At 62.0% G+C, this 12,271-nt stretch carries 10 protein-coding genes; 6 read left to right on the top strand and 4 right to left on the bottom strand.

Going from position 1 to position 12,271, the window contains the following annotated elements; all coding sequences use genetic code 11:
- Positions 1-128: 128 nt before the first annotated feature.
- The 5 genes from acnB to alaC all read left to right on the top strand — a co-directional run bounded on the left by acnB (position 129) and on the right by alaC (position 7,785).
- Positions 129-2,738 carry a bifunctional aconitate hydratase 2/2-methylisocitrate dehydratase gene (gene acnB, locus TMS3_RS13040; RefSeq protein WP_025165718.1) on the top strand — a complete coding sequence of 870 codons (2,610 nt, stop codon included), beginning with the start codon at positions 129-131 and terminating at the stop codon, positions 2,736-2,738.
- A gap of 293 nt (positions 2,739-3,031) precedes the next feature.
- Complete coding sequence (locus TMS3_RS13045; protein WP_025165719.1) at positions 3,032-4,246, top strand: CmpA/NrtA family ABC transporter substrate-binding protein; 1,215 nt, start codon at positions 3,032-3,034, stop codon at positions 4,244-4,246.
- Positions 4,247-4,268: 22 nt separating this feature from the next.
- The gene (locus tag TMS3_RS13050; protein WP_025165720.1) at positions 4,269-4,847 is read left to right on the top strand and encodes an ANTAR domain-containing response regulator; all 579 of its coding nucleotides are present in this window, start codon (positions 4,269-4,271) and stop codon (positions 4,845-4,847) included.
- A gap of 194 nt (positions 4,848-5,041) precedes the next feature.
- Positions 5,042-6,406 carry a pyridoxal phosphate-dependent decarboxylase family protein gene (locus TMS3_RS13055; RefSeq protein ID WP_025165721.1) on the top strand — a complete coding sequence of 455 codons (1,365 nt, stop codon included), beginning with the start codon at positions 5,042-5,044 and terminating at the stop codon, positions 6,404-6,406.
- 137 nt (positions 6,407-6,543) lie between these two features.
- Entirely contained in the window at positions 6,544-7,785 is a 1,242-nt protein-coding gene (gene alaC, locus TMS3_RS13060) for an alanine transaminase (protein ID WP_025165722.1), read from the top strand.
- Positions 7,786-7,995: 210 nt separating this feature from the next.
- On the opposite strand, the gene TMS3_RS13065 is transcribed toward alaC, so the two are convergent.
- Complete coding sequence (locus TMS3_RS13065; RefSeq protein ID WP_025165723.1) at positions 7,996-8,388, bottom strand: hypothetical protein; 393 nt, start codon at positions 8,386-8,388, stop codon at positions 7,996-7,998.
- 212 nt (positions 8,389-8,600) lie between these two features.
- On the opposite strand from TMS3_RS13065, the gene TMS3_RS13070 reads away from it, so the two are divergent.
- The gene (locus tag TMS3_RS13070; protein WP_025165724.1) at positions 8,601-8,921 is read left to right on the top strand and encodes a hypothetical protein; all 321 of its coding nucleotides are present in this window, start codon (positions 8,601-8,603) and stop codon (positions 8,919-8,921) included.
- A 110-nt stretch (positions 8,922-9,031) separates the two neighbouring features.
- Here the strand turns inward: TMS3_RS13070 and TMS3_RS13075 are convergent, their stop codons facing one another.
- The 3 genes from TMS3_RS13075 to ycaC all read right to left on the bottom strand — a co-directional run bounded on the left by TMS3_RS13075 (position 9,032) and on the right by ycaC (position 12,228).
- Positions 9,032-10,837, bottom strand: a complete 1,806-nt coding sequence (locus TMS3_RS13075; protein WP_025165725.1) for a monovalent cation:proton antiporter-2 (CPA2) family protein — start codon at positions 10,835-10,837, stop codon at positions 9,032-9,034.
- 255 nt (positions 10,838-11,092) lie between these two features.
- Positions 11,093-11,500 carry an OsmC family protein gene (locus TMS3_RS13080; RefSeq protein WP_025165726.1) on the bottom strand — a complete coding sequence of 136 codons (408 nt, stop codon included), beginning with the start codon at positions 11,498-11,500 and terminating at the stop codon, positions 11,093-11,095.
- A gap of 101 nt (positions 11,501-11,601) precedes the next feature.
- Positions 11,602-12,228: an isochorismate family cysteine hydrolase YcaC gene (ycaC, locus tag TMS3_RS13085; RefSeq protein WP_025165727.1), complete on the bottom strand. Its 627-nt coding sequence runs from the start codon at positions 12,226-12,228 to the stop codon at positions 11,602-11,604.
- Between the last annotated feature and the right edge of the window lie 43 nt (positions 12,229-12,271).

Raw genomic sequence — 12,271 nt, forward strand, 5'->3', positions numbered from 1 at the left:
AAACAGCTTCTGGAAGAAATCCCTGAAACCCTGGCTAAGTGGCTCATAAAGCCACCAGGCGCATGGTTCAGTGTTTTCTGGATCGCGTCCCGGACAACCCTTTGGGACCACTGATGAGGGTAATAACTGTGCTTGAAGCCTATCGCAAACATGTAGCAGAGCGTGCCGCTCAGGGTATCGTGCCCCAGCCGCTGAACGCCGAACAAACCGCAGGCCTGATCGAGCTGCTGAAAAACCCGCCAGCTGGCGAACAAGCCTTTCTGCTCGACCTGATCACCAACCGTGTGCCGCCAGGCGTCGATGAAGCCGCCTACGTCAAGGCCGGTTTTCTCTCTGCCATTGCCAAAGGCGAAGCCACTTCCCCACTGATCAGCAAGCAACACGCTGTTGAACTGCTGGGCACCATGCAAGGCGGTTACAACATCGCCACCATGGTCGAACTACTCGACGACAGCGAACTGGCTGGCGTGACTGCCGAGCAACTGAAGCACACCCTGCTGATGTTCGACGCCTTCCACGACGTCGCCGAGAAAGCCAAGAATGGCAACGCTCACGCCCAAGGCGTACTGCAGTCCTGGGCCGATGGCGAGTGGTTCAAGAACCGCCCGACCCTGGCTGACAAGATCAGCCTGCGCGTGTTCAAGGTCACCGGCGAAACCAATACCGACGACCTGTCCCCTGCACCCGATGCCTGGTCGCGCCCGGACATCCCGCTGCACGCCTTGGCCATGCTGAAAATGGCCCGCGACGGCATCGTGCCGGACGAGCAAGGCGTCACCGGTCCGATGAAGCAGATCGAAACCATGCGTGGCGAAGGCTTCCCTATCGCTTACGTCGGTGACGTGGTCGGTACCGGCTCTTCGCGCAAGTCCGCCACCAACTCGGTGCTGTGGTTCTTCGGCGACGACGTGCCAAACGTGCCAAACAAGCGCGCCGGCGGTTTCTGCTTCGGCAACAAAATTGCTCCGATCTTCTACAACACCATGGAAGATGCTGGTGCTCTGCCGATCGAATTCGACGTCTCGAACATGCACATGGGCGATGTGATCGACCTGTACCCGCATGCCGGCAAAGTCTGCAAGCACGGTACTGACGAAGTCCTGACCACCTTCGAAATGAAGACCCCGGTTCTGCTCGACGAAGTTCGCGCTGGCGGCCGTATCCCGCTGATCATCGGTCGCGGTCTGACCGAGAAAGCCCGTGCCGAACTGGGCCTGGGCCCAACCGACCTGTTCAAGCTGCCTGAGCCGCCTGCCGCTAGTACCAAGGGCTTCACCCTGGCGCAGAAGATGGTCGGCAAGGCTTGCGGTCTGGCGGAAGGTCAAGGCGTACGCCCTGGCACCTACTGCGAACCGAAGATGACCACCGTCGGTTCCCAGGACACCACTGGCCCGATGACCCGCGACGAGCTGAAAGACCTGGCGTGCCTGGGCTTCTCCGCTGACCTGGTGATGCAGTCGTTCTGCCACACCGCGGCTTATCCGAAGCCGATCGACGTCACCACCCACCACACCCTGCCGGATTTCATCCGCACCCGTGGCGGCGTGTCCCTGCGTCCTGGCGACGGCATCATCCACAGCTGGCTGAACCGCATGCTGCTGCCGGACACCGTCGGTACCGGTGGCGACTCGCACACCCGCTTCCCGATGGGCATTTCCTTCCCGGCCGGTTCCGGTCTGGTAGCCTTCGCCGCTGCCACCGGCGTCATGCCACTGGACATGCCGGAATCCATTCTGGTGCGTTTCAAGGGCAAGCTTCAGCCGGGCGTCACCCTGCGTGACCTGGTCCATGCGATCCCTTACTACGCGATCCAGAAGGGTCTGCTGACCGTCGAGAAGAAGGGCAAAGTCAACGCCTTCTCCGGCCGCATCCTGGAGATCGAAGGCCTCGACGAGCTGACCGTGGAACAAGCCTTCGAGCTGTCCGACGCCTCGGCCGAGCGCTCTGCCGCCGGTTGCACCATCAAACTGCCGGAAAAGGCTATCGCCGAATACCTGCAGTCGAACATCACCCTGCTGCGCTGGATGATCAGCGAAGGCTACGGCGATGCGCGCACTATGGAGCGTCGTGCTCAGGCGATGGAAGCCTGGCTGGCCAACCCGCAGTTGATGTCTGCCGACAAAGACGCCGAGTACGCCGAAATCATCGAAATCGACCTGGCCGAGATCAACGAGCCGATCCTCTGCGCGCCGAACGACCCGGACGACGCCCGTCTGCTGTCCAGCGTTGCCGGCGAGAAAATCGACGAAGTGTTCATCGGTTCGTGCATGACCAACATCGGTCACTTCCGCGCGGCCGGTAAGTTGCTGGAAAAAGTCGACGGCAGCCTGCCGACCCGTCTGTGGCTGTCGCCGCCGACCAAGATGGACCAGCATCAGCTCACCGAAGAAGGCTACTACGAGATCTACGGTAAAGCCGGTGCACGTCTGGAAATGCCCGGCTGCTCGCTGTGCATGGGCAACCAGGCACGGGTAGAAGCCAAGGCCACCGTGGTGTCGACCTCGACCCGTAACTTCCCCAACCGTCTGGGCGATGGTGCCAATGTGTACCTGGCCTCTGCCGAACTGGCAGCGGTCGCCTCGATTATCGGCAAGCTGCCGACCGTCGAGGAGTACATGGTCTATGCGAAAGACATCGACAGCATGGCTGCCGACGTTTACCGCTACCTGAGCTTCGACCAGATCGCCGAGTTCCGTGAAGCCGCGGCCAACGCCCAGATTCCGGTCGTTCAAGCCTAAGCGTTACCTGCGTGAAGAAGAGCCCCGCCCCGTGCGGGGCTTTTTCTTTCCAGATTTAATCACCGCCCTGCTCATCTCCGCAGCACTTCAACCTCGAGCATCAGCTGGCCAGGCAGCCCATGCGAATCATCGGGGCTGACGTGGGGGCCCTGCACTGGCATATCGATTGCTTTATCTCACCCATCAAGGCCGCATCCACACCGAACAACCTTATGGACAATGGTGTCGCATCAGTCGCCGCCTCAGACGGTCACTGGCACGGCGCTCTTTGCTGTTGAGATGGGAAAAGCACAATGAACGAGCAGAACACTCCCCGTGCCGATGCACTGGCCTGGGTTACGGGAAGCGATGCACCGGAAAAGAGCGCGCTGGACCTGGGGTTCATGGCCCTGAGCGACTCAGCCTCACTGATCGTCGCCGCCACCCAGGGCTTCGCCCAACCCTACGGACTGACCCTCAACCTGCAACGCCAAGCCTCCTGGGCGACCCTGCGCGACAAGCTGTTGAGTGGTGAACTGGACGCCGCCCAGATGCTCTATGGGCAGGTCTACGGCATTCATCTCGGGCTCAGCGGCCCGGCCACCGACATGGCCATCCTCATGGGACTGTGCCAGAACGGCCAGGCGATCAATCTCTCCGAGCCGCTCAAGCAGGCCGGCGTGACCTCTGCCGAAGCGCTCGTCGCTCGCGTGCGCCAAGCTGGTGCAAAACTGACCTTCGCGCAAACCTTTCCCTGCGGCACCCACGCGATGTGGTTGTACTACTGGCTGGCCAGCCAGGGCATCCACCCGCTGGAAGACGTCAACACAGTGGTCGTGCCACCGTCGCAGATGGTCGCCCACCTCAAGGCCGCACGCATCGACGGCTTCTGCGCCGGCGGCCCCTGGGGCGCACTGGCTGTGGAAGAAGAGCAAGGCTTTACCCTCGCCACCAGCCAGATGATCTGGGCCGACCACCCGGAAAAGGTGCTTGGCGTGACCCGCGAATTCGTCGAGCAGTACCCAAATACCAGCCGTGCGCTGACCATGGCCGTGCTCGAAGCCAGCCGTTTCATCGACCAGAACGAAGCCAACAAGCGCAGCACTGCGCAACTGATCAGCGGCAGCGACTATGTCGACGCACCGCTGTCGGCGATCCAGCCACGCTTCCTCGGCCAGTATCAGGATGGTTTGGGCAATGCCTGGCTCGACCCCAATCCGCTGCGCTTCTTTGCCGATGGTCAGGTGACCATGCCCTGGCTGTCCGACGGTATCTGGTTCATGACCCAGTTCCGCCGCTGGGGCCTGCTCAAGGATGACCCGAATTACCTGGCGGTTGCCCAGCGCATTCATCAACTGGACCTCTACCGGGATGCGGCCAGTGCCTTGGGTATCACTGTATCCGCCAGCACCATGCGCAGCTCGGTACTGCTCGATGGCACGCGCTGGGACGGTTCCGATCCCGCCGGCTACGCCAACAGTTTTACAATAAGAACACCGCGCGACAACATCGCCCCCTTAGCCCTGTAAAACTCTTGAGGCTATTGCCAACATGCTGCGAATTCTTCTGATCAACGACACCCCGAAGAAAGTCGGCCGCCTGAAAAGTGCGCTGATCGAGTCGGGTTTCGAGGTCATCGATGAATCAGGACTGACCATCGATCTGCCTGAGCGGGTCGAGGCCGTCCGTCCGGATGTCATCCTGATCGATACCGAATCCCCTGGCCGAGACGTGATGGAACAGGTGGTACTGGTGACCCGCGACCAGCCACGGCCCATCATCATGTTCACCGACGAACACGACCCAGCTGTCATGCGTCAAGCCATTCAGTCCGGTGTCAGCGCCTACATAGTCGAAGGCATCCATGCTCAGCGTCTGCAGCCAATACTCGACGTGGCCATGGCGCGTTTCGAGAGCGATCAGGCCCTGCGCGCCCAGCTGCAAGCTCGCGATGCCCAACTTGCCGAACGCAAGAGAATCGAGCTGGCCAAAGGCCTGCTGATGAAGATGAAAAGCTGCAACGAGGAAGATGCCTACACCCTGATGCGCCGCCAGGCCATGAGCCGCCAGCAGAAACTGATCCAGGTAGCCGAGCAGATCATCGCCATGCACGACATGCTCGACAGCTAGAGCACCCACCCAGGTGTGCGCTACTACGCCTCTCGGCACAGCTAACTGTACTGCCCTGCGGCGCACTGTTCTGCTTGCACGGGCTACCTGCCACCTCACTGTATGCCTGCCTCGCTGGCCGGGTGTATCTGCAGCGTCAGCAGCAGGCTGACTACAGTACAAACACCTGCACAACTGCCGACAGTGAGCACAGCATGAGTACGCACAGCGAAGAACGCCAACTCCTGGCCGAGGCCGACCAACGCGCCCTGAACTATTTCGACGGCATTGCGACCCGCCCGGCCTTCCCCCCGAACGAGGCCATCGCCGGGCTCGCAGCCCTCGACCAGCCGCTGAGCGAACAGGGCTATCCGGCCACGGAAGTGCTGCGGCGCCTGGATGAAATAGCCTCGCCCGCCACAGTCAGCTCCAACGGCCCACGCTATTTCGGCTTTGTCATCGGCGCCACGCTGCCCGCCGCCGCGGCCGCCGAGCGCCTGGTGCTGGCCTGGGATCAATGCGCCTCGTCGTTCGACAACTCACCGGCAGCCGACGCCCTCGAACGCGTCGCCGGCCGTTGGGTTACCGAGCTGCTTGGTCTGCCGCAAGACAGCGCCGTCGGCTTCGGCACCAGCGCCACCGCCTGCACCCTGGCCTGCCTGTCGGCAGCGCGACGTGCCCTGCTGGCGCGCAAGGGCTGGAATTTCGACGGCGATGGCCTGATCGGCGCCCCTGAAATCCGCGTGGTGGTCTCCGCCAGCGCGCACATCACCGTGAAGAAAGCCCTGCGGATTCTCGGTTTCGGCATCAACCGGCTGATCGTCGCGCCCACCGACGAGCAGGGTCGAGTCGACCCACTGCAACTGCCGGTACTGGATGACATGAGCATTCTCTGCCTGCAGGCCGGCGAAGTGAACACCGGAGAATTCGATCCCTTCAGCGATCTGATTCCCCGCGCCCAAGCCGCCGGTGCCTGGGTGCATATAGACGGCGCCTTCGGCCTCTGGGCCCGCGCCTCTTCCGCAGCCAGTCTGGCCGCGGACGTAGAGCTGGCCGATAGCTGGACCACCGACGGACACAAGTGGCTGAACACCCCCTACGACGGCGCCATGGCCATCTGCCGTGACGCCGACGCCCTGGCCAGCGCGATGAACAGTGATGCGGCCTACGCCACGGCCTCCAGGGATGCGCAGAAAAACCTCACTCTGGAATTCTCCCGCAGGGCCCGTGGCATCCCGATCTGGGCCGCGATAGCATCCCTCGGCCGCGACGGTCTGCGCCAGATGATCGACCGCCACCTGCGTCAGGCCAGCCATCTGGCGACCCGCCTGCGCGAAGGCGGTTTCCAGGTGCTCAACCGAGTGGTGCTGAACCAAGTGCTGGTACGCGCCGATAATGATGAACAGACCGTAGCAATCCGCCTCGCTGCGCAGCGCTCGGGACAGGTCTGGTTTGGTCCAACCGTATGGCAGGGACGGCCGGCGTTTCGCCTGAGCATTTCCTCCTGGCGCACCACGGACGCGGACATCGACCTGCTCGCCGACCTGCTGATCTCGCTCAAGCAGCGCAGCGCGCCCTGAAAGCTCTGCAAAAACGCAGCTAGACCCGCACAAGTCACTCGACAACTGCGTCGCGCTGCGTTTATCTTCGCCACCTGGCCACTGCAGTGGCCAACGTCGCTCGGACGGTTCCGGGCGCTTACGTTTCCGAGGAAAGCATGGCTGACCAAGCTCCGCGCCGCTTTGCGCGCATCGATCGACTCCCCCCCTACGTATTCAATATCACCGCCGAGCTGAAGATGGCCGCCCGCCGCCGTGGCGAGGACATCATCGACTTCAGCATGGGCAACCCGGATGGCGCCACGCCGCCGCATATCGTCGAGAAGCTGGTGCAAGTCGCGCAGCGCGACGACACCCACGGCTACTCCACTTCGCGCGGCATTCCGCGTCTGCGCCGAGCGATTTCCCGCTGGTACAAAGATCGCTACGCAGTGGACATCGACCCGGAAAGCGAAGCCATCGTCAGCATCGGCTCCAAGGAAGGCCTGGCTCACCTGATGCTGGCCACCCTTGACCATGGCGATACCGTGCTGGTGCCCAATCCCAGCTACCCGATCCACATCTACGGTGCGGTGATTGCCGGCGCCCAGGTGCGCTCGGTACCGCTGGTACCCGGCGTGGACTTCTTCGCCGAACTGGAACGCGCCATTCGCGAGACCATTCCCAAGCCGAAGATGATGATCCTCGGTTTCCCGTCCAACCCCACCGCGCAGTGCGTGGAGTTGGATTTCTTCGAGCGGGTGGTGGCGCTGGCCAAGCAGTACGACGTGCTGGTGATCCACGACCTGGCCTACGCCGATATCGTCTACGACGGCTGGAAAGCCCCATCGATCATGCAGGTCGAAGGCGCCAAGGACATCGCCGTGGAGTTCTTCACCCTGTCCAAGAGCTACAACATGGCGGGGTGGCGCATCGGCTTCATGGTCGGCAACAAGGAACTGGTCAACGCCCTGGCGAGGATCAAGAGCTACCACGACTACGGCAGCTTCACCCCCCTGCAAGTCGCCGCCATCGCCGCACTGGAAGGTGATCAACAGTGCGTGCGCGATATCGCCGAGCAGTATCGCCAGCGCCGTAACGTCCTGGTCAAAGGGCTGCATGAAATCGGCTGGATGGTCGAGAACCCCAAGGCGTCGATGTACGTCTGGGCCAAGATCCCCGAACCCTACGCCAAGCTCGGCTCGCTGGAGTTCGCCAAGAAGCTGCTGCTGGATGCCAAGGTCTGCGTCTCTCCCGGCATCGGCTTCGGCGATTATGGCGACGACCACGTGCGCTTTGCCCTGATCGAAAACCAGGACCGCATTCGCCAGGCCGTGCGCGGCATCAAGGCGATGCTCCGCGCCGACGGACTGGTCGAATCCCCGACGCCGAGCAAAACCCGCAAGGCGCCCGCAAACTAGGCAGTCCATACCCACGGTAGGCTGGGTAGAGGCGTTGTTTGCCGAAACCCAGCTAACTGAAGGGTGTCATCCGGTGCATCCCTGCACCCGCCCTGGGAACCACTAAATCAACGCAAAGCAGCGTCCTGCCGTTTTGTCATGGTGTGCTACACCCGCGTACATCGTTTGCGGCTAGCGTCAGATGAAAGCCAACTGGCCGGCACTCACGCATCACCCCGAATAATCCAACACCGTCCATACCCGGCTCAGCGCTTCGCCAAGCACGCAACCGGAGTCACTCAGCCGTGCGTTGTAGTGCAGCGACATCAAGGTGGTCGCGCCGTCCACGGCATCCTGCCGTTCAGTGAGCCATTGCACCTTGCCGCAATTGGGCGTTTCGATCACATAGCTGGCGGCGACTGCCGAGTGCTGGCTAGGCAACTTGATCACATCGAGCACCGTGCCGCGCTCTTCCACCCGTTTACCGTCGGACACCAACACCGCCCACGCCTGGCCGTTCTCGATCACCAGATAAGTGCCATTGGCCTTGGGTTGCTCCACCTGAGGCTGGGCACAGCCTGCCAGCAGAACCGACAGCACAATCGTCATCAACATCTGTTGCATTACTAGGTGCTCCTCTACAGCGCTCAGGGCCAACTGCTGTGTGGCTGTTTGACCCTGGCGGATGAGTGAATCCTTGGACGAGATGGGCCTACTATTATCAAATACTGTTTATTTGTACAGTACTTTTAGCTTACCCTTGAAACTCATCACCCGGTCAGCTCATCGAGCCGTCAAGACCTGCCCTATTCGCAACGTCAATCAGGAGCCCCGCCATGCTCGACGTATTGCAGCTAAAACACACAGTGAACCGAATGCCTCTGGAAAAAGTCCGCACGACAGTCGCTGAATTGCAGCTGGAAGGTATCGTCACCGAAGGCAAAACACCCTTCACCCGCGTGCACTTCAATACCTGCTTCGCCGAGATCGAAGCCCTGCTGCAACGCGCCGGCTACCACAAGCAACTGGACGTGGTCGGTTATCAGGGCCAGGCCTATGCCATGTTCGACCCCACCCGCTGGGAAGCCGTGGAAGTGCTCAAATGGCTGAGGGATTTTGTCGAAGAGGCGCAGCTACGGCCTGCCCGTATTCGATGAGCGATAAATCGCCCCGAACGATCGCGCCTGACGCTGACAACCGAAGCGATCAATGAACTCCTGGTCGGGGCGCCTTCCTCGGTAGCGATAGCCCCAGGGACGCGGGGTTCCTACTTCACACCTCGCTCTTCGATCTGGTCGGCGTCGAACAGGGTCTCCAGTTCGGCACGTGCCTCCCTGGCGGTCTGCAACACCGCGGCCTTGTCGTTGTAGACCCGATGCTGGGCTTCAAGCACCTCTTCGTCATGCTGCTTGAAGCGCCTGATTCGTGCAGTCGCCTGTTCTTGATTGAGTCCCAGGCCGACCAAGGTCTGGTGACTCATCTCCAGGCTGGAGTGGAAGGTTTCCCGGATCGGAATCGCCCCCAGATCCAGCAGGCGGTGCACATGCTGGCGATTGCGCGCCCGCGCGATGATCTTCATGTGCGGATAGAGGCGGCGTATCAGCTCGGCGGTCTTCGAGCTGATCTCTGGGTCATCGGTTGCGATGATGAACAGTTCAGCCTGCTCGACCTTGGCCGCGCGGAGGATTTCCGGGCGCAGGGGGTCGCCATAGAAGATCGGCATGCGCCCGAGGCTACGGGACAACTCGATGGTCTCGACCTCGGTGTCCAGGGCCACGAAAGGTACCCGCTGGGCGCGCAAGATCCGCGCGACGACCTGCCCCATACGGCCCATGCCGGAGATCACCACACGCGGGGCATCGCTGTCGATGTCCTGGTACTCGGGTGGAACGACCTGAGGCAACGGTTTGGGCTTGATCAGTCGCGCCATCAGCAGCATCAGCAAGGGTGTGACAGCCATCGACAGGGTGATGGCGAGCACCAGAAAGCTGTGCACGCGCGGCTCGAACAAGCCTTGATCCCGCCCCATCTGGAACACCACGAAGGCGAACTCGCCCCCCGCCGCCAGGACGATGCCCAGGCGCAGGGCACTCTGTGCGCCGAGGCCACCGGCCAGCCTGCCAACCAGAAACAACAGCGGCAGCTTCAGCACAATCAGTAAAGCGGTGAGCGCCAGGACCACCAGCGGCTGGCTGAGCAACAGGCCGATCTCCGCAGTCATGCCCACACTGATAAAGAACAGGCCGAGCAGCAGCCCTTTGAACGGCTCGATCTGCGACTCCAGTTCGTGGCGATACTCCGAGTCCGCCAGCAGCAACCCGGCAAGAAATGCCCCGAGCGCCATGGAGACGCCCGCCAGTTCCATCAGCCAGGCCGTGCCGATCACCACCAGCAACGCGGTGGCGGTCGAGACCTCCTGCAGGCCGGTTTTGGCCACGATGCGAAACACCGGACGCAATAGATAGCGTCCGCCGATCACCACCAGGCCGATGCTGCCCAGCACCTTGAGCAGTTGCCCCAGGTCGCCACCGGAGCTCGCCGCCGCGCTGGCGCCGCTGAGCAGCGGCACCAGCGCGATCAAGGGAATCGCGGCGATATCCTGAAACAGCAGAATGGCGAACGCCAGGCGCCCGTGCGGGCTGGTCAGCTCCTTGCGCTCGGCGAGGATCTGCAAGCCGAATGCGGTCGACGACAGCGCCAGCCCCAGGCCGAGCACCACCGAGGTGTTAAACGGCTGGCCAAACCCCAGCATGGCAACCGTGCCGATCAGCAACCCGGTGAGCAGGACCTGCGCCAGCCCTACGCCGAACACCGACTTGCGCATCACCCACAGGCGTCGCGGCGACAGCTCCAGGCCGATGATAAACAGCAGCAACACCACACCGAGTTCGGAAATATGGCTGACGCTCTGCGGGTCATCGATCAGGCTCAGCACCGCCGGCCCGATCAGCACTCCGGCCAACAGATAACCCAGTACCGCGCCCAGTTGCAGCCGCTTGGCCAACGGCACGGCCACTACCGCCGCCAACAAGAACACCACCGCGGCCTGTAGCAGACTGGTTTCATGGGGCATGGTTGACTCCTGATCCGGGGAACTGGGGCAGATAAAAGATGTATTCAAATGGCGCTAGGTAAGACTGTTCAGTTGCGCGGACCAGGGTAGCGCTTCACCCCACGGCCGGCACTATCGCCCGCCGCGACAAAACCAGGAAGGTTAAGCGGCCCTAATCTGCACCACAGCCAGAAGCGGCAGCAATGGCGCGCGGGCGCTATTCCAGCGAGCAGTCGACGCGTTCCCAGCGCTGGCACTGGCTCTGGTCCGTGTGCCTCAGTCGACCAACTGGCTGTCGATCAGAATCTCGCCGCTCAGCAGCTTATGGATGGGACAGGCGTTGGCAATTTCCAGCAGGCGCTGGCGTTGTGCATCGCTCAGCTCGCCAGACAAGTGGATGTTTCGACCGATGCGAGTCTGCGGATGCTGCGCACTGGGCGCTTGCAGCAGGCTCAGTTGCACATCGATGGCCTGCAGCGGCATGCCCTTGCGTTGCGCGTACATGGCGACGGTGATCGAGGTGCAGGCGCCCAGGGCCGATAACAGCAGCTGATGGGGCGAAGGCCCGGTGTCGCCACCGCCGAGTGCCTGTGGTTCGTCAGCCAGCCACTGGTGCATGCCATCGCTAAGCTTGACCTGATAGGCCGGCCCGCCGAGGGAGGCCGTGATTGACGCTGCGCTCATAGCTAACTCCTATCCTGTTGGACTGCCAAGGCTGTTAAGAACAGCTGTAGGTGGCGCAAAGATCAAGGGCTGCGCACCGAGCACAGCCCTTGCCGGCGCGCTTACTTACCCGCAGTCAGCGTGGTGTAGCTGTTGATCAGGTTGCGGTAGTCGGGGATGTGGTTGGAGAACAGCGTGCCCAGCCCCTCGATGTCGTTGCGCCAGTCACGGTGCAACTCGCAGGCCAGGCCGAACCAGGTCATCAGCTGGGCGCCGGAGGCGGACATGCGATCCCAGGCCGAGTGGCGGGTGATTTCATTGAAGGTGCCGGAGGCATCGGTGACCACGAACACCTCGAAACCGGCCTCGATCGCCGACAGCGCGGGAAATGCTACGCAGACCTCGGTGACCACCCCGGCGATGATCAGCTGCTTGCGGCCGGTGGCCTTCACCGCCTTGACGAAGTCTTCGTTGTCCCAGGCGTTGATCTGACCTGGACGGGCGATATAGGGCGCATCCGGGAACTGCTCCTTGAGCTCTGGCACCAGCGGGCCGTTGGGGCCGTTCTCGAAACTGGTGGTGAGAATGGTTGGCAATTCGAAGTACTTGGCCAGATCGGCCAGGGCCAGTACGTTGTTCTTGAACTTGTCCGGATCCAGATCGCGCACCAGCGAGAGCAAGCCGGTCTGGTGGTCGACCAGTAATACCGCGGCCTGATTCTTGTCGAGACGTTTATAGGCAGTACTCATGACGGTTTCCTCGTGCTTGCATGAAGATCGGACACCCAGATTA

The organism is Pseudomonas taeanensis MS-3 (assembly GCF_000498575.2).
Classification (GTDB): Bacteria; Pseudomonadota; Gammaproteobacteria; order Pseudomonadales; family Pseudomonadaceae; genus Aquipseudomonas; species Aquipseudomonas taeanensis.